The organism is Runella defluvii, from assembly GCF_014195535.1.
GTDB classification, from domain to species: Bacteria; Bacteroidota; Bacteroidia; order Cytophagales; family Spirosomataceae; genus Runella; species Runella defluvii.
In genome coordinates, this window is record NZ_JACIBY010000002.1 from 443,962 (window position 1) to 464,803 (window position 20,842).

The following is a 20,842-nucleotide window of genomic DNA, read 5'->3' on the forward strand; positions in this document are numbered from 1 at the left end:
GCGTATTCAGCGCTATTTACGAACTAATTCCACAAAATCAAACGGTACCGAATGCTTTTCATCGACCGAATGAGCAACCCGACTTACCTCTTTCCATTCGTTGTTAGAAATGGCTTCAAAATACGCATCTCCTTCAAAATCAGCTTTGACTTCGGTCAGGTAAAGTTTATCAGCCAAGGGCAACATTTTACGGTAAATCTCCGCCCCACCAATCACAAAAGCTTCGTCGGTTTGGGTCTGTTGTGCCGCTGCGATGGCCTCTTCCACGGAATGTACCACCACTACCCCTTCATGCTGCCATTCTTTATTGCGAGTAATAACAATGGAGGTACGATTTGGCAACGGTTTTCCAATAGAGTCAAACGTTTTGCGCCCCATGATGATGGGATGGCCCGTGGTAAGGCGTTTAAATTGTTTTAAATCATTGGGCAAATGCCAAATCAGTTGGTTATCGCGCCCGATAATGCCGTTTTGAGCAACGGCTACAATCAAGGAAAGAAGCATAAGTTCAATTCTGTTAATTCTATAATTACGCAAATTTAACGTGACTAATAGAAAGTGACGTGGTCAAAAGGCAAATTCTCCATTTTACACCAAACATCGTACGACAATGCTAGACTTAACTACGTTTAAAAATCAGCTTATGGCAGCCGTCACGCAGTACGGAGGCAAAGTATTACTGGCTATTTTTGCCTTCATTATTGGGCGAATGCTAATTGGCACTATCATGCGCTTTTTAAGCACGCGGATGAACAGTGCAAAAATTGACCGCGATGTTCAGCCTTTTTTACTTTCTCTCACCAGTGTCACATTCAACATCATGTTGTTGCTAAGTTGTGCTGGTGTCTTGGGTGTTCAAACTACTTCATTTGTGGCTATTTTAGGTGCCGCTGGATTAGCCGTTGGCTTAGCACTTCAGGGTAGTTTGGCCAATTTTGCTGGTGGCGTATTAATTCTGATTTTTAAACCATTCCGTGTCGGAGATTTAGTTTCTGCCCAAGGCTTTACAGGACACGTAGAAGCCATTCGTATTTTTGATACCGTTTTACTTACTCCTGATAACAAAACCATTACCCTACCCAACGGCGGACTTTCTACGGGAGCCATTACAAATATTTCTGGCAAAGGTAAAATTCGCGTGGACATGGTTTTTGCAGCAGGTGCTCCCAATGGGGTTGACAAGATTAGGGCTTCGATTCAAAAAGTTATTGCTAGTTGCCCTAGTGCGCTCAAAGACATCGAACATGATGTTTTGGTAACAAAATTAACCGAAAATGCCATTTTCTTCGACGTTCGCGTTTGGACACACCCAGACCGTTACTGGGATGTTTATTACTTTGTACACGAACACATTAGCAAACAATTTAGCTCTGATAATATCCTAGCCCCCGCACCTGCCGAAGTCCACGTCGTGATGCAACCTACGAAGGCATAATTTTATCCAAATAAGCCTAAAAATAAAAAGTGCGTAACCCATCTAAAATTCAGGGTTACGCACTTTTTATTTAAAATCTATTTCACTTACGGCTTTGGAGCCGACTTAGGTGCTAGTGAGTTAATCCAAGCGGCAATTTTGAGCGCTTCATCACGCGGTACCTGCGGCATAGGAGCCATTGGTGTAGCATAATCAGGCCAGTTTTGAGGCTTAGGATTATAGATAAGCTCTACAATTTTTTCGTTTGAATACTTACGTTTTGCCACCTCTGTGTAAGCAGGACCCACTTGGCGTTTGTCAACCGCGTGGCAAGCCAAACACGTATTTTTGGCCAATAAAGGCTTAACTTCCTCAAACGTTGGTGCTTTACCCGATGCGGTTGTAGTTGCTTTTTTCTCCGTTACTTTGGCAGTGGCTGTCGTTGTAGTAGCTGACGATTTTGTACTCATATCAGCGGCTTTCAACTTTTCTCCATCAGGCAAATTATGCAACGTATAGAAAGCCGTTGGGTGTACCAAAGACCAGTACGACGTAGAAGCACGAACGCCGTCAAGTTTCAATTCGTGGATGTAGTGCTCACGCAAGTTGTCCACTACGATACGCGCTTTCAAGCCATCTTCCGATACTTTTACCCCTTTGATAGCACATTTAGCTTCGTTCACCGTTGGGCTTCCATACACAGGATGGTACTTATAAGTAAAGCTACGAACCGCATACGAGGCTAAGTTCTCAGCTGATTTTTTATCCACTGGAAGCGTAAATTCAACTTCAAAACCATCAGGCATGGCACGAACCGCCTTCATTTCAAACGGTGTCTTGCCATTCCACACCAAACGCTGCAAGCCTTGGTTAGCATCACCCGACGAGCCCCAACCACGGTTGGTTTCTCCGATGTAAAGTGAGCCGCCGTCGTTAGCCCACGCCATACGCAACACCCCCGACTGAAAACCCGAACGGAAATCAAACGCAGCTCCTTGGTACTCGCCTTTTACTTTTTCTAAGAAAACGCGCATCACTTTACTTTGTCCTTGGTCGCCCACAAAAAGTTGGTTGCTAAAAGGGCCAAATTTACCACCCGTTTGATCCGCTAAAATTTCAGCATTTGAAACCCCTAAGATACCGTGTGGCAGCCACACTGCTGGAAGTTGGGTTTCAGGATATTTTTTCTTCATATCGGCCAACGTCAAAAATTTCTCATTTTGTACGTTTTCAGGCTTGATGGCGTTGCCGTTTTTGTCACGCGTTTTACGCGGATCTACCATCGCATATACTTCTTCTTGGGTAATTTTGATGGGAGAATTAGTAAGGCTGTTAGCCCACTTCAAGCCCGCAGGGTGGCCCATAAAAGCCCCTTTTTTCACGTGCCAAATACCGCCTGAACCCATCCAGTCGCCTTGGTTGTCGTCATAAAACAACTCCCCATCCACCATTCCTAAACCGCAAGGAGAGCGAACGCCCGTTGCCCACGGTTCCATTTGGCCATCAGGCGTAATTTTAAAAATCCAACCACGCAACGGGCGGCGGCTTTCACCTGCCCACCACTCTTCGTCCCCAAAAGCGACGTTACCCGATACAAAATACGAACCATCTGGAGCGATTTTTGGGCCGAAACTGTACTCGTGGTAGTGCGAAGACAACGGCCAAGCGTAGATTGTTTCATAAACATCCGCTTTGCCATCGTGGTCTTTGTCAATCAATTTTGTCAATTCTCCACGTTGCGCACAAACCATCGCGCCGTTTTGGTAAACAAGCCCTAAGATTTCGTGTAAACCTGAAGCAAATTTTTTGTAGTACGGCTTTGAACCTGTAGGGTTTTCGAGCAACCAAACATCGCCTCGGCGCGTTCCAATGGCCAAACGACCATCAGGAAGGGTGGTCATCCCTCCTACTTCGAGCAAAATACCCTCAGGGACAGGTGGCGTAACAATTTTGTAAAAATCTTCTTCTGAAGGGGACTCTTGCGCAAAGGATACGCCTAAACTCAGTAAAAGGGAGGTGATTGTGCAGATAACTTGTTTTTTCATTACTACGGTATTTCTAAGATATTGGTCAATACTACTTCAAAATCGACGAGAACGTCGTCGCCTGTTAGGGTTTCACTAAACAATTTAGTTTCAATAGCCGCATACGGCCGATAGATGTATGTTCGTTGTTCACTCATGGCTACTAGCCAACCTAATCGCACGCCATTGTCAATCCATTTTTGCATTTTTTGTTTCAAATCCTCCAAATTATCCGTGTCAGATTCCAACTCAAGCACAAAATCAGGGGCTAAATACGGAAACGATTTTTTTTCGGCCGTTGATAACTCAGCCCAGCGTTCTTTCCGAATCCACGCCACGTCAGGAGCGCGCATGGAGCGATCGGGCAAGAAAAAACCGCCGTTAGAATCAATCACTTTTCCAGCTTTTGTACGGCGATTCCAAATGACAAACTCACCATTCAATTCGCTGTTGTTAGAACTGGTTAGCAGATGCGTAGGAGACATATTGATAAAAATTTGTCCAAACTCGTTACGTTCTACCATCAAATCGGGGTTTGAAAGGCAGAAGTTTACCAATTCATCATCAGTAAATTGCTCGCGAGAAGGAAGATGCAATGGAATCAGCATGGGTTGCTATCAATTAGGAATCTCTCATTCGTTGAGCAAAGATAGAGAATCATTCCCAATTTCAGCCATCCAAGCCTTGAAACAACCACCTTTGGAGTTTTTTTATAATTTTGTGCAATCTATAAAACCTTTATATGAGAAACCAGTTTGACTTCCGTCGTCTTTTACCACACCTACTTGCCATTATTGGCTTTTTAGCACTTGCCATTATGTACATGAGCCCTGTTTTGAAAGGGCAGCAATTGGCGATGGGCGATGTTGATCGTTTCATAGCGCTTCAAAGCGAAATACGCAAATACGCCAGCGAATACATTGGCTGGACCAATAGTTTATTTGGAGGAATGCCTACTTTTTTGGTGGGAGGCGATTATTCAAACGGTATTTTTATCAAAATTCACGGACTGATTTATACCCTATTCAATATCAAAGCGACCTTCATTGGGATGTATTTGATTGGTGCCTATTTGATGTTGAGAGGCTTCCGTTGTGACCTTTGGACCAGCATTTTGGGTGCCATTGGCTACGCATTTTTTACGTATAACTTTCAAATTATTGAAGCAGGACACACCGCCAAAGTATATGCCGTTGCTTACCTTCCTCTGATGGCCGCAGGGGTTATCTTTGGGTTTAATCAGCGACCTTGGTTGGGAGCCGTCCTGCTTAGTTTGGGGCTTGGCTTGCAGATTCACGCCAATCACCCTCAGATTACGTATTATTCTGCCATCGTTTTAGGCATTTTAGCCATTTTTGAAACCATTAGAGCGGTAAAAAATGGAGCAGTAAAATCGCTCATTATCTTTTTTGGTGCTTCGGCTATTTTCTGTGCATTAGCATTGGCGACCAATACCTCACGGCTTTGGACACTTTATGACCACTCCAAAGAAACCATTCGCGGTGGGTCAGAACTTACCCCTGTAAAAGGCGAAGCTGCAAGTACAGGAAATAGCGATAGTAAAGGGCTCACCAAAGACTATGCTTTTGCCTGGAGTTATGGTAAGCTTGAATCACTAACGCTTTTGATTCCTGACTTTTCGGGAGGCAGTTCGGGCGGTGAATTAGATACCAAATCAGAATCGTACAAAACCCTCACTCGCTACGGCGTAGATGGACAAAATGCCGCTCAGTTTGCCTATCAATTGCCCACTTACTGGGGCGACCAGACCTTCGTAGGTGGCGGTGTATATTCAGGGGCGATTATCTGTTTCTTGTTTGTACTGGGGTTATTTTATGCCGAAAAACGTTACCGTATTCCGTTCCTAATCGCAGGTATTTTTACCTTAATGCTCGGTTGGGGTGGCAATTTCACCGCCCTCAATTACTTCTTATTTGACTACATTCCAGGCTTCAACAAGTTCCGTTCGGTAAGCATGATTCTTTCGCTGACGCAGTTCTGTATGATTATCATCGCTTCGCTCGGCGTAAAGCAACTCATTGAAAACCGTCCTTCTTGGGAAGAATTCAAAAAGCCGTTCTTTATTAGTTTGGGCTCAACGGCAGGTCTTGCCCTTATCTTGGCCATTGTTCCAAGTTTGGTCGGTTTACGCAGCGATAACGATGCCGCGTTTGTAGAGCAAATGGCCCAAAGCTTTGGCAACAACAAAGCCGCAGCGAATGATCTTTACAACGCCCTTCTCGATGACCGCGCTTCTATGCTTCGTTCGGATGCCTTGCGTACTGTGCTTTTCATTCTGTTGGCGGCGGCGGTTCTTTGGGCTTTTATTACCAATAAACTTAAAAATACGACGGCCGTTGTCGGAATTATCTCGGCGCTGACGTTGATAGACATGTGGAGCGTCAACAAGCGTTACCTCAACAACGACGATTTTCGTCCTAAATTTGAATCGGCTCAAAACGTAGAACCTAACGCTGCAGATCAGCAAATTTTGAGAGATACCGACCCAGACTACCGCGTATTAGATGTTACCAGCAATCCTTTTGCCGACCCTCGGGCATCGGCATTCCACAAGTCGGTGGGAGGTTATAGTGCTTCAAAACTGCGCCGTACCCAAGACCTGATTGAGCGCCAGATGGTTAAAAACAACATGGCTGTTTTCAACATGCTCAATACAAAATACTTCATTGTACCTGACGAGAAAAAACAACCTGTAGTACAACAAAACCCTGGGGCGCTTGGAAACGCTTGGTTTGTTCGTGAGTTGAAAATGGTCAACAATCCCGACGAAGAAATGGCCGCGTTAGATAATTTCAACCCAGGTAAAACCGCCGTTGTAGATAAGCGTTTTGCGGATATTCTAAAGGGAGCACAGCCATCGGCTGACAGCACAGGGACGATTCGTTTGACGAATTATCACCCCACAAAATTGGCGTACGAATCTAATACATCAAGCCCTCAAATAGCTGTTTTCTCAGAAATGTACTACAAAGGGAACGAAGATTGGAAATCGTACATTGATGGAAAAGAAACCCCTCATTTTAGAGCTGACTACGTGCTTAGAGCCATGGTTATTCCAGCAGGAAAACACACCATCGAATTCAAATTTGATGCAAAAACGGTTAGCCAAGGTCAAAAAATAGATTTGTACGCTTCTATCGCATGGCTACTGCTCATCGGTGGGGCTTTGTTCCTAGATTTTCGTACCAAAAAACAAGCCTAACGCAGTTCGCGTGCAGGTATCAACCACCGAATAATCCTCTTGATTAAATAATGTTAAATGGAAAATCAATCCTTGTAACTGGAGCAACGGGCTCATTTGGCAAGGAATTTATTAGAACGATTCTCAAGCTATACCCTGACGTTAAGCGTTTGGTGGTGTATTCGCGCGATGAATTGAAGCAGTTTGAAATGTCACAAGAATTTAGCCACAGCAAATACCCCGTCATACGGTATTTTATTGGGGACGTTCGCGACGAAGCCCGCCTCACGATGGCGTGCGAAGGCATCGACATTATCATTCATGCGGCAGCCCTCAAGCAAGTTCCTGCGGCGGAGTACAACCCGATGGAGTGCATCAAGACCAACATTTTAGGCGGTCAAAATGTCATCACAGCGGCCTTGGCTACGGGTGTCCAAAAAGTAGTAGCCCTTTCGACCGATAAAGCGGCGGCTCCTATCAACTTGTATGGCGCAACCAAACTTTGTTCCGACAAATTGTTTGTGGCGGCCAACAACATCAAAGGCGCTCGTGATATTCGTTTTTCAGTCGTGCGTTACGGAAACGTCATTGGCTCGCGCGGTTCGGTTATTCCTTTTTTCTTGCAGAAACGCAAAGAAGGAGTTTTGCCCATTACTCACCCCGACATGACTCGTTTTAATATTTCGCTCGAAGACGGGGTAAAAATGGTCCTGTTTGCCCTCGAAAATGCTTGGGGAGGCGAAATATTTGTCCCAAAAATTCCTTCTTACCGCATTACTGACGTAGCCGAAGCTATTGCGCCTAACGCACGTCAAGAAGTGGTGGGGATTCGTCCTGGGGAAAAACTCCACGAGGAAATGATTACCGAAACCGATTCGCTCAATACCATCGAACTTGACAAGTACTACGTTATTTGCCCAAGTACACCGATTTGGAGCATGGACGATTACGTCAACGCCTTCAACGGCCGCAAAGTCCCGTACGGGTTTGAATATAACTCAGGTACCAACGACGAATGGCTTACAGTCGATGATTTACGCCAACAAATCAAGCAGCACGTTGACCCCAATTTTGAAGTATGATTCCTTACGGAAGACAAAATATTACCGACGACGATATTGAAGTAGTGACCAAGGCGTTGCGCGCTGATTTTCTGACGCAAGGCCCCACTATTCATCAATTTGAAGTCGCATTTGCGGAATATGTCGGCGCAAAATATGCCGTGGCTGTGGCCAACGGAACAGCCGCGTTGCACTTGTGTGCGCTAGCGTTGGACGTAACCGAAGGCCAAAAAGTGATTACTACGCCTATTACATTTGCGGCATCAGCCAACTGTGTTCGCTACTGCGGCGGGGAGGTTGTTTTTGCAGACATTGACCCCGACACCTATTTATTGGACATCAAGGCGGTGCGCAACCTGCTTGCTTCCGCTCCTAAAGGAACCTATCAGGGAATTGTCCCCGTTGATTTTGCAGGACGTGCGGTTGATTTAGAGGCTTTTCGAACCCTAGCTGACGAATACGGCCTGTGGATTATCGAAGATGCTTGTCACGCGCCAGGGGGCTATTTCAACGATAGCCAAGTGCACCTACAACGTTGCGGAAATGGTCAATTTGCCGATTTGGCCATTTTCTCATTTCACCCCGTAAAGCACATTGCTTGCGGTGAAGGAGGAATGATTACTACCAATGATGCTTCCCTTTACCAAAAGCTGCTGACACTTCGTACCCACGGCATCAGTCGCGATACCAATGGTTTCCAAAACTCCATTGCGTTTGCCGCAGGCGACGAGCAAGCCACCAACTACCCAGGCTGGTACATGGAAATGCAAACGCTAGGCTATAATTACCGACTTACCGATTTTCAGGCAGCATTGGGAATTTCTCAGCTGGCTAGGGCCGACGAAGGCCTCACTCGACGACGCGAAATTGCGCAAGTTTACAACGCAGCTTTTGAGGGATTATCGTTTATCAAAGGACAATCGGGCGTGGTTGAGGGCCATGCGTACCACCTTTATGTGGTAGAAGTAGAGAACCGTTTGGGACTTTATACCCACTTACGCGAACAGCAGATTTTTGCCCAAGTTCATTACATTCCGTGCCATTTGATGCCGTATTACCGCGCTCAAGGATGGAAAGAAGGTGATTTCCCTGCTGCCGAGAACTATTACCGCCACTGCTTGAGTTTGCCGATGTACCCTACCCTCACAGAAGCCCAACAAGCGTTTGTTATTCAAACAATTATTGATTTTTATCACTCATAAATACATCATGTCAACCACCACACAGGAAGCGTTTTGGAGCGGAGAATTTGGCAAAGCCTATTCCGATAGAAACAACTGGACGTCAGCTCAATATGACGACTTTTATCGACACGAATGGGGGATTACAAAGACTCAAATGAACGAGGATTGCCTTCGTGACCTCCCCAAAGATGCCAAAATCTTAGAAGTGGGCTGTAACATTGGGCTACAATTACGGTGTCTCCAAGAAATGGGTTTCACCAATTTATACGGAATTGAGCTACAGCACTACGCGGTAGAAAAAGCTAAAGAAATCGTCAAAAACGTAAACATCATTCAAGGGTCAGGGTTTGATATTCCTTTCAAAGACAGCTACTTTGATGTGGTAGTAACAAACGGCGTGCTTATTCACATTGCTCCCGACGACCTACCGCGAATCATGTCAGAAATGGTGCGTTGTAGCAAAAAATACGTTTGGGGTTTTGAGTACTTCGCCAGCTCTTTGGTTAACATAAACTACCGCGGCAACGAAGGGTTTCTTTGGAAGGCAGACTACAGCAAAATTTTCCAAGAAAATTTCCATCAGCTCCAAGAAATATATCGCAAAATGTACCCATACGTCTCTGCTTCACAGCAAGGAAATATGGACTACATGTATCTTTTGGAAAAACAATAGCCGATGAGTTGTATTGCCATCATTACGGCCCGAGGAGGCAGCAAGCGCATTCCCCGTAAAAACATCAAAGATTTTTTGGGGAAGCCAATCATTGCGTACAGCATTGAAGCGGCGCTTGCTAGTAATCTTTTTGACGAAGTAATGGTATCGACAGACGACGCTGAAATTGCCCAAATTGCCCAAGAATACGGCGCAAAAGTTCCTTTTCAGCGGTCAGAAAAAGCATCTGATGATTTTGCAACAACGGCAGATGTAATCAATGAAGTTCTGGAAGCGTATCAACATATCGGGCACCATTTTAGCACAGCTTGTTGCCTTTACCCAACAGCGCCTTTTGTCACAAAAGAGCTGTTGCAAAAGGCTTCTCAAACACTAAAAGAGGGAGAATTCGACGCGGTGTTTCCTGTCATGCGGTTTTCGTATCCTATACAACGATGCCTCGTCCAAAAAACTGACCAGCGGTTCGTACTCCGTGAGCCACAGTATTTTAGTGCCCGTTCGCAAGATTTAGAACCATGCTACCACGATGCAGGGCAGTTTTATTTCTTTGACGTTGCTCGTTTTTTCATCAATCAGCGCCTCATGACCGACAATACGAGCTGCATTGAAATTTCAGAACTAGAAGCTCAAGACATTGATAATGAACAAGATTGGAAATTGGCGGAGTTGAAATACATGCTATTATATGAGAAATTATAAATGTTTATCTCGTCAAATTTTTGAGAATGAATCGTATCAGCTAGTACCTCTAAGAGACGAAGACAAATATTTAATCAGGCAATGGCGAAATGAGCAAATTTATCATTTACGTCAATCAAAGCCCCTTACCCTTGAAGCGCAGGAAGCCTATTTTTCAACGGTAGTGAGTTCATTGTTTGAACAAAATCAACCTTCTCAGCTACTTTTTTCCTTTCTCAAAGACGGGCAACTTGTTGCTTATGGTGGTTTGGTTCATATTAACTGGGTTGATAAATATGCCGAAATTTCTTTTCTGATGAATACAAGTCTTGAAAAAGACTATTTCGAGGAGTTTTGGCTAAATTATCTACAATTAATTGAAAAAGTAGGTTTTAGCGAAGCCAACTTTCACAAGCTATTTACCTATGCTTTTGATGTAAGACCTCATTTATATCCAGTTCTTGAAAAGGCAGGTTTTCCGCTTGAGGCTCGCCTCAAGGAACATTGTTTTTTTGATGGGCGATTTATTGACGTACTCATTCATTCCAAATTGAATCGAACGCTCAGCTTCCGAAAGGCAATAGGCTCCGATGTTGATTTGTATTTTGAATGGGCCAATGATGAGGGAACTCGACAAAACTCTTTCAATTCTGACCCGATTCCGTACGATAAGCACGTTGACTGGTTTGTAAAAAAAATACAGGCCCCTAATAGCCTGATGTTGGTATTTGAGAACCATTTAAAACAGCCAGTTGGACAAGTTAGAATTGACAAAAACGACGATGAATCCGTCATTGGCATCTCAATTGCTAACCATTTTCGAGGTAATGGCTTTGCCACTTCCATGATAGCGCAAAGTATTCAAGCATTTTTTGAAACGTTTGAAACCGAAAGTAGTGTCATTGCTTACATCAAGCTCGCTAATCTTGCTTCCAAAAAAGCTTTTGAACGGGCAGGATTTCATGAATTAGAAAGCACCGCCGATTATTACAAACTACAAACCAATCGTCAGCCATGAGAAAAGTGTTCTTTTTTTTCGTCTTTATAGTCCTGCACCTAACTGTTAAAGGACAAGACCCTACACCAGACGCTTGGGTGGAAGACAATTCAAATACGGCTATTACTTTACCTCCAAACTTGGGGGTAGGTAGCAATTTAAGAGGGTTAATATCTATTCTTAAAACACCTAGTGATTCTACATTGGAGCAAATTCTTAAAATCAAGGTTGCTGATGCACCCAAAGATTTCTTGGCATTTACCAATTCTACGGTTTTAAACGGGCGCTTTATGCCCTCTATTCTTGCGCATAATGAAACAGACAGACGTTTTTCTATGTCTTTCAGCGTTTCAACAACCCCTGAAAATGATTTTGGTAATGAGCCTATTGTCAAGTTTGATGCTCGAACATACACCAATGGAGAAGCGCTCTTAGGGCCTGGTTTTGTTACGAACCGACCTTTATTTTCGTGGACAAACCTAAACGTGATAAAAATGATTTTATCAGCCAATGGTTCACTAGGCATTGGTACCATCACTCCTCAAGCCCAATTACATACCACAGGTTCTGTTCGGTTCGAAGGTGTACAGGTAGGACTAGGAAGTGTACTTCTTACGACTGATGCTCAAGGAACTTTGTTGAGAAACTTCTTGCCAAACAATTCAACCGTTGCGATAGCTACTACCTCTCCTGCTATCAATAGTCTGCCAAGATTTAATCAATCGAACGTGCTGGTTAATAGTCAATTGTACGACAATGGTACCAATATAGGCATTGGCGGCGTTCCTGTTCCAAACGCCAAAGTGACCGTCTATGGCACCATAAATGCGCTCTCTGACGCTCGTACCAAACGTAATATTGCCCCAATAGGTAATGCGTTACAAATGGTGAACCAATTGAATGGTTACTACTACAACTGGAATACTTCCGACGAAAAACAAGTAGGGTTAATCGCTCAAGAAGTTGAGAATGTATTACCTGAGTTAGTATCGCACAACGAAAGCGGTACTAAGTTTCTGAACTATGACGGCCTTACCCCCGTTCTAGTAGAAGCTATTAAAGAGCAACAACAACTTCTCCAACTGCAAGCTGCCCAAATAAAAGAGCTTCAAAAAGAGATTGAGAAATTAAAAAAACGATAATGTTTGCCAACGAAATTCAAATCGGTCATGTAACTATTAGCCCTGATCATCGGCCGTTTATTATCGCTGAAATGTCGGGTAACCACAATCAATCGCTTGAACGAGCGTTTGAGCTGGTGGATGCTGCGGCCAAAGCTGGTGCTCATGCACTTAAACTTCAAACCTACACAGCCGATACCATCACATTTAATGGCAAATCGGACGAATTTTACATCCGCGACGATAATTCACTCTGGAAGAATCAAAACTTACACCAACTGTACCAACAAGCATATACCCCTTGGGAATGGCACAAGCCTATTTTTGACCGTGCTAAATCCCTCGGGATGATTGCTTTCAGTAGCCCATTCGATCTTTCGGCCGTTGATTTTTTAGAGTCGTTGGAAGTGCCTTGTTACAAAATTGCCTCGTTTGAAAATACCGACCATACGCTTCTCAAAAAAGTGGCCAAAACGGGGAAGCCTGTCATTATGAGTACAGGTGTAGCGAGTATTGCTGATATCCAAGAGTCCGTACAAGTGCTAAAAACCAATGGTTGTACTCAATTAGTACTCCTAAAATGTACCAGCACTTACCCTGCAACCCCCGAAAATACCCACTTACTGACCATTCCGCACATGCGCGAGCTTTTCAGATGCCCTGTCGGTCTTTCAGACCACACCATGGGTATTGGTGCGGCAGTAGCTTCAGTAGCGTTGGGCGCACGGGTGATTGAAAAACACTTCACGTTACGTAGAGCTGATGGGGGCGTGGACTCCGCATTTTCCCTTGAACCTGAGGAAATCAACGCTTTGGTGGTTGAATCAGAACGAGCGTTTTTAGCAATGGGGCGAGTCAACTACGAATTATCGGCCAAGGAACAAAAAAGCCTACAATTCAAACGCTCGCTGTACGTAGTCAAAGACATCAAAGCAGGTGAGGCTTTTACGGCCGAGAATGTTCGCAGTATTCGTCCTGCCAATGGATTGCATACGCGCTATTATGATCAAATTTTACAAAGCCACGCTTCGCGCGACATTGAAGCTGGTACTGCATTAGAATGGGGGCTAATTGCCTCGTCATAGGAATGGCCCAAATCAAAAAACAGACCTTTCAAAGTACCATCTATTCTTACTTAAGCGCAGCAGTTGGCTTGGTAACTCAGGGGTATGTTATCCCTAATTTCTTTGCAACTGACCAAAATGGGCTCATCAGCCTGTTTTTGTCGTTGATGCTACTGCTGCCCTTATTTGCTAACCTTGGATTCAACGGAGCGGGAACACGCTACTTCCCCTATTTTCGTGATGCCAAAACCAACGACCATGGCTACGTATTTTTAGCCCTGTTGTTTTCCTTTATTGGTTTTATTATCGTCGTTGTTGCGCTCTGGTTTTTCAAAGAAGGGCTTATCGAAGAATACCAAAAGAAGTCCATTCTGTTGGTCAAATATTACCCGTATTTGCTACCTATCGTGGCTTTTATGTTGATATTCAACGTATTTGATGTTTATTCTCGCCTGCATTACGACTCCGTGACGGGTACGTTTTTAAGCCAATTTGTATTACGTTTCAACAACCTCGTGGTTGCACTTCTGTACGCCTTTCGCTGGATAAACTTCGACCAGTTTATGATGATTTGGTGCGCGGGAATTTCGTTACCAATGGTACTTATTGTGCTCAAAACCATTCGAGAAGGGCGATTTTCGTTACGCCCTGATTTTGGTTTTTTAAAACAATCCCACTTATTGGTTCCCATTCTTAAATTTTGCGCGCTCTCCATTATCGCCTCACTTTCTTCGCAAATTGTCCTCTACATCGACAAAATCATGATTACCGATATGATTGACTTGAATGCAGTGGGAGTTTATAGCACAGCGTCGTTTTTTGGAACAGTCATAGCCATGCCAATGATTGCGATGCAGCTTATTGCGGGCACGATAGTAGCAGAAGCGTGGAAAAATAACGACCACGAAAATATTGCCAAAATTTACCAAAAGAGCTGTTTGGTTCAACTTTTCGTAGGGTTATGGGTATTTCTCGGAATCTGCGTCAACCTCGACAACATTTTCGAGTTTCTACCACCCGCCTACGAAGCAGGCCGCTGGGTGATTGTGTGGATTGGTCTTTCAAAAGTGTTGGACATGGCAACTGGTATCAACGGTACGATTCTTAATACCTCAAAGTATTACTACCTCGATACGATTTTCTTTATCGTCCTTATTTTTTGTACCGTATTATTAAACCACCAATTGATTCCTACGTTCGGGATTGAAGGGGCTGCGATTGGAGCGGTTGTTTCAGTATTCATCTACAACCTTTGCCGTTATGGGCTCCTTTGGTACTTGTTTGGTTTTCAACCTTTTAATTCCAAAAACGCCATTGTTATTGGGATGGGAATTGCTTCTTTTGGGCTAGTAAGTTTACTACCAAGTTTAACAGGCAGCCCGATTGCCATACTTGGAGACATGGCTTACCGTTCCGTTACCATTACGTTGCTGTTTGTCGGTGGTTTTTATGTAAGTGGCTACTCCCCAGAGTTTAACCAACAGTGCAAAACTATCTATCAAAAAATCTGGGGAATAATAAAATAAGACTTTCCAGGTTTAAATTAAAAACTTGGAAAGTCTATTTGGCACTACCTTATGGTTTTCTTAACCAATAATTGAGACAAGTTTGTCCGTGGCCGTAGGTTGACACTTTCATTACCTCCGCTGCTTTTCCTTCAAAACCTTTGTTAAATTTTTCAATTTTAAAGCCAGCCTTTTCAAAAATCGGCGGACAAATAGTTTCAGTTAAAATCAACGGGTGCATTTTGTTGGTCACGTAATGCTCATCAAACGACAAAAATGCCCTTGCACCAGGTTTTAGATAGGTATATAAATTGGCGATGATTTCGTCAAAATTATAACAATGGTCGAGAACGTTGATACTAAAGATAAAGTCAACTTGCCCGACCAATTCTGGAATGGATTGCTCGGCGGGCGTTGAAAACACTTTCCACGCATCACGTAAATCCGTCCACGGAATTTCGCGCAATACGTCGTCGGCCATTGGTTCCAAGGCCACCAATTTGGCATTTTTAAAGTATTTACCACGCAACATACTCCCTGCTCCCACATCCAAAACTACCTTGCCCGCAAATTCATCCGCTTCAAAACCCCATGCTTTAAACAAGACGCTTGTTTGTTGTAAGAAGCCTTCCGTTTGGCGCCATGTGTCGTTTTTGTGAAAAGCGAACTCTCCTTTTTGGGCCTCTGCTTTCCATTTACTAGGATCGGCCGCCGTTTTAGATTGACGTGTTGTTCGAAAAAAGACCTCAATGAGTGGTTCTAATTGGCGATATATCTTCCCGATAAGCGACATAATGTTTCTTTAAGTGAATGGTTGAAAGAAAGTACAAAGATAAAGCAAATAGCAGTCCTTTTTGGCCTAGGCTACATTTATTCCTACCTTTGACAATTAGTGAATCCCTATTTTGTGACTAAGCGGCCTCATTTTCATGACTCGACATTTATTCAACGTCCACAGTCCAATCACGTACTTTATGGCACTGGAAGTGATTCGCCTCGAAAAGATTCCCGTCGAAGCAGTTACACTTCTCATTAGCCGTAATTTCTTGCCTCCAGACGGCACCTACCATGCGATACCACTGCCTTTTTCTCATTATCCGATAGATTCGTTTGCTGTTCAAATCGCTTTTTGGAAATCTTGGAACAAGGTGAGAGCATTTGACCAGTGGCTTGAACAAATAACGCACCAACAGCCCTTTTTCCTCTACGCTGCCCATGCTTACAGCAGTATTTTTCACCTCATGGTGACGCATCCGATGTGTCAGGGCTATTATTATATTGAAGAAGGGCTAGTGGCTTATCGACCTCCCGCCGATTGGGACATTAAAAAGCCCTTTAATCCGCTTCGTTCGGTACTTTATTATCTAAATTTTGGTCAAAGAAATCGTTCAAATCGTAGTTTTTTTACGACACAATTGGGACGTTATTTGGGTGCATTTGGGGTATCACAACACTCTTTTCCTACGCTTACCAATCTCCAAATAGTTGGTTTACCTTTTCCTAAGATTGAATCTGAGGAAAAGTACCAGTGCGTTATTGTTCATGACAATATCTATGACCACCATGGTTTGACGCCAACTACCTACCTTCGATGGATTGACGTGATTGTAACCGATGCCTTCAAACGTGGTTTTACCAGTATTCATCAAAAATTTCACCCCGCTCAAGGGCAAGCTTCATTGCAAGCCATTGAAGCGTTTATGCAGCAAAAAGTCGCTGGGAAGGCCAGCCTCCACACGCTAGGCGCCTCTGACTCTATCGAACAAATTTCCCTCAGTCAGCGCCCTGTTATTTATGTTTGTATAAGTAGCGTTGGGCTTTATGCTCATTTGGCTGGTTCGGAGGTGGTGAGTATCTACAAAATCTGTTGCCAAGACCAGCCCGTTTTTCAAGATTTTGGGCATTTGTTGCCGAGTTTTTACCTCCAAAATGTCACTTATTTGTCGTATCCATCTCAAAATTAATGCCCAATGAATCAACCATTGGTTTCAGTCATTGTCCCTTGTTATAACTACGGTCGGTTTATTGCCGAAACATTAGAAAGTCTTCAAAATCAAACACTTCAAAACTGGGAGTGCGTGGTTGTGGATGACGGCTCTACCGACGATAGTGCTGAGGTTGTACAAAAATTTGTAGAAAGTGACCCCCGTATTCGTTACGTTTATCAGCAAAATCAGGGACTTCCTGCCGCTCGCAATACAGGGATTCGGGCCACAACGGGGAAATACATTCAGTTTTTGGATTCCGATGATTTATTACAACCCGACAAGCTCCAACACCATACGGCGTATTTGGAAACACATGCCGAGGTTGAGCTTGTTTATGGCGGGTTACGCTATTTTTATGACGGCACCTCTGAACTTATTTTTTCTCCCCAACATAAAAACACCCCTTGGACCCTCGATAAGTCGGGCGAAGGAATAGCTCTTTTGCCATTTTTAGTGATTTCCTGCGTCATTATGCCTCCCATGCCCGTGATGCGGCGAACGACGATAGAAAAAGTAACGGGGCTTTTTACGGAAGATTTACCTTCTTGTGAAGACTGGGAGTTTTGGATTCGGTGTTGTTATAAAAACGTCCAATTTAAGTACCTAGACTTACCTAATACCTTGCCGCTCATGCGCTTACATCATACCAGCATGACTCGTAATCGCATCGTTATGGTCAATAGTTTTATTGAAGTTCGGCAACGGTTACGCCCCATTTTACCCACCCCTCAGCTAGTCAAGCTCAACGAAACGTTATTAAATAATGATTTTGTTGAAAAATGTATCTTAACCCTCGAACGTGAAGGGCGTAAGGCTGCGATACGCGAAGCATTTTACTTGTCTATTGAACGAAAAAGTAGTATTTTACTCGGGTGGAGTATTTTACTTTTTGCCTTACCGCCAACGTGGGCAGTAAAGCTTCTTCAACTCCAGCGTTCATTTCACAAACGTTTTTATCACTGGGTATTTAAAAAGTAAACTTATGAGAACCGTACCTTTATTTCTACTACTTTTCTGTGCCTACGTTACCGTAGCTCAAACGCAATTTTCGGTCAGTTTTCCCAAATCAAAAGGAAATACTTTCGACGGGCGCTTGATGCTTTTTTTGGCCAAAGACAACAAATCTGAGCCGCGCTTCCAAGTAAGCGATGAAGCCAACTCCCAACAGCTTTTTGGACAAAACGTGGATGCTTGGCAAGCCGACAAACCTACTTTGGTAAGCGCCAGCGCTTATGGATATCCTGTCAAAGCCCTCAAAGATTTTCCTGCGGGGGAATATTGGGTGCAAGCCCTTTTGCACAAATACGAAACGTTTAAGCTAAAAACGGGACATACCGTAAAACTACCGATGGACCGAGGTGAAGGCCAAAACTACCGCACAGCTCCTGGTAATTTGTTTTCAAAACCCTTCAAAATCAAGTACGACCCCAAGGCCAAGCAGGTAGTAAAAATTGTACTTGATCAAGAAAACCCGCTTTTGCCCGAGCCCAAAGACACGAAGTACATCAAACACATCAAGATTCAGAGCAAACTCTTGACTGAATTTTGGGGGCGGCCTATGTATTTGGGAGCTCACGTACTGTTGCCGCATGGCTTTGATGAACACCCAGAAGCAAAATACCCCATTTGTATCAACCACGGCCACTTCCCCGCCGACTTTGATGGCTTCAAAGAAACACCTCCTCCCGCCGACATGGACACGACCGATTACATCGCTCGTTTTGGGATTTATGGGTATAAAAAATTCGTTTGGCAAGAAGCCTACAATTTTTACAAACAATGGACGAGCAAGGATTTTCCTCGAATGCTCATCGTCGAAATCCAACACGCTACGCCTTACTATGACGATTCGTACGCCGTCAACTCGGCCAATATGGGGCCGTACGGCGACGCCATCATGTACGAGTTGATTCCCCAAATTGAGAAACAATTCAGAGGCATTGGGCAAGGTTGGGCGCGTTTTCTCTACGGCGGCAGCACGGGAGGCTGGGAGGCTCTTGCGGCCCAAGTGTTTTATCCCGATGAGTTTAACGGCTGTTTTGCGGCTTGTCCTGACCCCATTACGTTTGAAGCTTACACGGTTGTTAATATTTACAAAGACGAAAACGCGTACTTTTTGCCTAGCGACTTCAAGAAAACTGCACGCCCAGGGATGCGCAATTATCTAGGTCAGGTAAAGTGCACCATTGAAGAAATCAACCAACGCGAACTGGCCATTGGTGACAACTCACGTTCGGGCGACCAATGGGACATTTGGCAAGCAACCTACTCACCAATGGGGGAAAATGGGTATCCTAAGCCCATTTGGGACAAAGAAACGGGTAAAATCGACCATAGTGTAGCAAAATACTGGTCAGAAAACTACGATTTGATGCACATCCTCAAACGCCAATGGGCCACTGTTGGGAAAAAACTGCAAGGAAAAATCCACATCTACTGCGGCGATATGGACAATTATTACCTCAACAATGCGGTCTATTTGATGGAAGATTTCTTAAAAACAACCAAGAACCCGCACTACGACGGTGAAGTAAAATACGGCGACCGTTTTGAACACTGCTGGAACGGCGACCCCAACGTACCGAACTACGTGTCGCGGCTTCGTTATAATACCATGTACATTCCCAAAATTCTGAAGCGTATCGAAGCTGGTGCCCCCGCAGGAGCCGATTTAAAGAGTTGGCGGTATTGATCTAATTAAAAATCTATAAACTACCAAATCTCTAACAGTTCCTAAATCGTATGAAACTACTTTGGGGAGGATTAGTAGGATTATTGATGGTAGCTGGCTGTCAGCGAGCCAGCAAAGTACCCAAACAAAACCCGTACTTTTCATTGACTGATACCACGGAAATACGAGTACCGAACGGTGTTTGGGAAGAAGTTCTGGACGACGGCGTTTATACTGTCACACGGGAGGGTTCAACCGAAGCTCCTTTTACCAACGAATACCATGATTTTAAAGGCGAAGGTAACTATCACTGCGCCGCCTGTGGAAATTTGCTGTTTCACTCAGCCCAAAAATACGACAGTGGCACAGGTTGGCCCAGTTTTTGGCAACCCGCTACTCCCCATTGTCTGTTGTTTCGCAAGGACTATTCAGAACGCGAAGAACGCATTGAAGTACGCTGTAGGCGGTGTAATGGGCACTTAGGCCACCTTTTTTACGACGGCCCCGCTCCTACTCGTCAACGGTATTGTATGAACTCGTTAGCTTTGAAGTTTGTAGCAAATACAACGAAGTGAGGGGTTATATCTTTCCCCTATTATTTTTTTCATCTAAGAACTCTGAAAGAAGAACAACATTTACAAAGCCTCTTTGGCGTAACCCCAAAGCAAGTTCTGTGTCTTTTGTAAGTAGAGGATATCCAAATTCTAGTGAAAGAGCTACATAAACTGTATTTTTTTCATCAATCTCTTTACAAAGCATAAATGCCCGATAGTAATTTTGAGTTGAGATTAAAAAATTAGGAACAACTATCAACTTTTCAAATAAGTGCAGGGTATAATCGCGAAGTTGTTGGCCTGCCATTGCTGATTTTCCTGTAATTAATTCTTGGTAAATTTGAATCTCAGTTAGGGCAAAATCAGGCAAATAAAATTTGTTTTCAGCTATAATATGCAAGTATTGATCACGTCCACTGATGAGACAACTGAAAATAACATTAGCATCTGTAATAAACTGATTCAAGGTTGAAAAAGATTAGCGTTTTCAACCTTGAATTTTCCCCAAGCCTCCTGTCTCGCTTTTTCAACAACTGTATCAGCATCAATACCTATTTCTTGCAAATGTTGTTGATGTGCTTCCGCCAAAAGGCGCATTTCTTCCCATTCCATTTCACGTTGCACGCGTTCCTGTAGTGCTTTTACACCATACCGAGTTACTAGTGCTTCACTTACTTTAATCTGAATAGTAGTCATAGTATTGCTA

General features: G+C 43.9%; 20 protein-coding genes. 14 read left to right on the forward strand and 6 right to left on the reverse strand.

Annotated features, from left to right (window positions below):
• Positions 1 to 12: 12 nt before the first annotated feature.
• A complete protein-coding gene (locus tag FHS57_RS06605) occupies positions 13 to 504 on the reverse strand; it encodes a dihydrofolate reductase (protein WP_183972077.1) in 492 nt (163 codons plus the stop codon).
• Between the two features lie 106 nt (positions 505 to 610).
• Between FHS57_RS06605 and FHS57_RS06610 the strand changes: the two genes are divergently transcribed.
• Positions 611 to 1,435 carry a mechanosensitive ion channel family protein gene (locus FHS57_RS06610; RefSeq protein ID WP_183972078.1) on the forward strand — a complete coding sequence of 275 codons (825 nt, stop codon included), beginning with the start codon at positions 611 to 613 and terminating at the stop codon, positions 1,433 to 1,435.
• An 86-nt stretch (positions 1,436 to 1,521) separates the two neighbouring features.
• Here the strand turns inward: FHS57_RS06610 and FHS57_RS06615 are convergent, their stop codons facing one another.
• Together FHS57_RS06615 and FHS57_RS06620 are read right to left on the reverse strand one after the other, a co-directional pair.
• Positions 1,522 to 3,459 carry a c-type cytochrome gene (locus FHS57_RS06615; RefSeq protein ID WP_183972079.1) on the reverse strand — a complete coding sequence of 646 codons (1,938 nt, stop codon included), beginning with the start codon at positions 3,457 to 3,459 and terminating at the stop codon, positions 1,522 to 1,524.
• A gap of 2 nt (positions 3,460 to 3,461) precedes the next feature.
• Complete coding sequence (locus FHS57_RS06620) at positions 3,462 to 4,046, reverse strand: Uma2 family endonuclease (RefSeq protein ID WP_028524152.1); 585 nt, start codon at positions 4,044 to 4,046, stop codon at positions 3,462 to 3,464.
• Positions 4,047 to 4,180: 134 nt separating this feature from the next.
• Here FHS57_RS06620 and FHS57_RS06625 point away from each other — a divergent pair, with 134 nt between their 5' ends.
• The 9 genes from FHS57_RS06625 to FHS57_RS06665 are packed head-to-tail and all read left to right on the forward strand — an operon-like array spanning position 4,181 to position 14,944.
• Positions 4,181 to 6,661, forward strand: coding sequence for a putative glycosyltransferase family protein (locus FHS57_RS06625; RefSeq protein ID WP_183972080.1), 2,481 nt, complete (start codon positions 4,181 to 4,183; stop codon positions 6,659 to 6,661).
• 50 nt (positions 6,662 to 6,711) lie between these two features.
• On the forward strand, positions 6,712 to 7,722 hold the full coding sequence (gene pseB / locus FHS57_RS06630; RefSeq protein ID WP_183972081.1) for a UDP-N-acetylglucosamine 4,6-dehydratase (inverting): 1,011 nt from the start codon (positions 6,712 to 6,714) through the stop codon (positions 7,720 to 7,722).
• The gene (gene pseC / locus FHS57_RS06635; protein WP_183972082.1) at positions 7,719 to 8,903 is read left to right on the forward strand and encodes a UDP-4-amino-4,6-dideoxy-N-acetyl-beta-L-altrosamine transaminase; all 1,185 of its coding nucleotides are present in this window, start codon (positions 7,719 to 7,721) and stop codon (positions 8,901 to 8,903) included. Before pseB ends, pseC begins: the two co-directional genes overlap by 4 nt.
• Positions 8,904 to 8,910: 7 nt before the next feature.
• A complete protein-coding gene (locus FHS57_RS06640) occupies positions 8,911 to 9,558 on the forward strand; it encodes a pseudaminic acid biosynthesis-associated methylase (RefSeq protein WP_183972083.1) in 648 nt (215 codons plus the stop codon).
• Between the two features lie 3 nt (positions 9,559 to 9,561).
• Positions 9,562 to 10,257, forward strand: coding sequence for a pseudaminic acid cytidylyltransferase (gene pseF / locus FHS57_RS06645; protein WP_183972084.1), 696 nt, complete (start codon positions 9,562 to 9,564; stop codon positions 10,255 to 10,257).
• The gene (locus tag FHS57_RS06650; protein ID WP_183972085.1) at positions 10,244 to 11,254 is read left to right on the forward strand and encodes a GNAT family N-acetyltransferase; all 1,011 of its coding nucleotides are present in this window, start codon (positions 10,244 to 10,246) and stop codon (positions 11,252 to 11,254) included. Before pseF ends, FHS57_RS06650 begins: the two co-directional genes overlap by 14 nt.
• The gene (locus FHS57_RS06655; protein WP_183972086.1) at positions 11,251 to 12,375 is read left to right on the forward strand and encodes a tail fiber domain-containing protein; all 1,125 of its coding nucleotides are present in this window, start codon (positions 11,251 to 11,253) and stop codon (positions 12,373 to 12,375) included. The genes FHS57_RS06650 and FHS57_RS06655 overlap by 4 nt, the downstream gene beginning before the upstream one ends.
• Positions 12,375 to 13,439, forward strand: coding sequence for a pseudaminic acid synthase (pseI, locus tag FHS57_RS06660; RefSeq protein WP_183972087.1), 1,065 nt, complete (start codon positions 12,375 to 12,377; stop codon positions 13,437 to 13,439). The genes FHS57_RS06655 and pseI overlap by 1 nt, the downstream gene beginning before the upstream one ends.
• A gap of 2 nt (positions 13,440 to 13,441) precedes the next feature.
• Positions 13,442 to 14,944, forward strand: a complete 1,503-nt coding sequence (locus tag FHS57_RS06665) for a lipopolysaccharide biosynthesis protein (protein ID WP_183972088.1) — start codon at positions 13,442 to 13,444, stop codon at positions 14,942 to 14,944.
• 49 nt (positions 14,945 to 14,993) lie between these two features.
• On the opposite strand, the gene FHS57_RS06670 is transcribed toward FHS57_RS06665, so the two are convergent.
• Positions 14,994 to 15,716, reverse strand: a complete 723-nt coding sequence (locus tag FHS57_RS06670) for a class I SAM-dependent methyltransferase (protein ID WP_183972089.1) — start codon at positions 15,714 to 15,716, stop codon at positions 14,994 to 14,996.
• 136 nt (positions 15,717 to 15,852) lie between these two features.
• Here FHS57_RS06670 and FHS57_RS06675 point away from each other — a divergent pair, with 136 nt between their 5' ends.
• From FHS57_RS06675 to msrB, 4 genes are read left to right on the forward strand one after another with little or no spacing between them, the layout of a single operon-like run.
• Positions 15,853 to 16,887 (forward strand): hypothetical protein, encoded by a 1,035-nt coding sequence (locus tag FHS57_RS06675; protein ID WP_183972090.1) that lies wholly within the window; start codon positions 15,853 to 15,855, stop codon positions 16,885 to 16,887.
• 6 nt (positions 16,888 to 16,893) lie between these two features.
• Complete coding sequence (locus tag FHS57_RS06680; RefSeq protein WP_183972091.1) at positions 16,894 to 17,889, forward strand: glycosyltransferase family 2 protein; 996 nt, start codon at positions 16,894 to 16,896, stop codon at positions 17,887 to 17,889.
• A 4-nt stretch (positions 17,890 to 17,893) separates the two neighbouring features.
• Positions 17,894 to 19,603 carry an alpha/beta hydrolase gene (locus tag FHS57_RS06685; RefSeq protein WP_183972092.1) on the forward strand — a complete coding sequence of 570 codons (1,710 nt, stop codon included), beginning with the start codon at positions 17,894 to 17,896 and terminating at the stop codon, positions 19,601 to 19,603.
• 50 nt (positions 19,604 to 19,653) lie between these two features.
• The gene (msrB, locus tag FHS57_RS06690) at positions 19,654 to 20,157 is read left to right on the forward strand and encodes a peptide-methionine (R)-S-oxide reductase MsrB (RefSeq protein ID WP_183972093.1); all 504 of its coding nucleotides are present in this window, start codon (positions 19,654 to 19,656) and stop codon (positions 20,155 to 20,157) included.
• Between the two features lie 4 nt (positions 20,158 to 20,161).
• Here msrB and FHS57_RS06695 read toward each other — a convergent pair whose 3' ends face one another.
• Together FHS57_RS06695 and FHS57_RS06700 are read right to left on the reverse strand one after the other, a co-directional pair.
• Positions 20,162 to 20,602 (reverse strand): PIN domain-containing protein, encoded by a 441-nt coding sequence (locus FHS57_RS06695; protein WP_183972094.1) that lies wholly within the window; start codon positions 20,600 to 20,602, stop codon positions 20,162 to 20,164.
• Positions 20,599 to 20,832 (reverse strand): hypothetical protein, encoded by a 234-nt coding sequence (locus tag FHS57_RS06700; RefSeq protein ID WP_183972095.1) that lies wholly within the window; start codon positions 20,830 to 20,832, stop codon positions 20,599 to 20,601. The genes FHS57_RS06695 and FHS57_RS06700 overlap by 4 nt, the downstream gene beginning before the upstream one ends.
• Positions 20,833 to 20,842 lie beyond the last annotated feature (10 nt).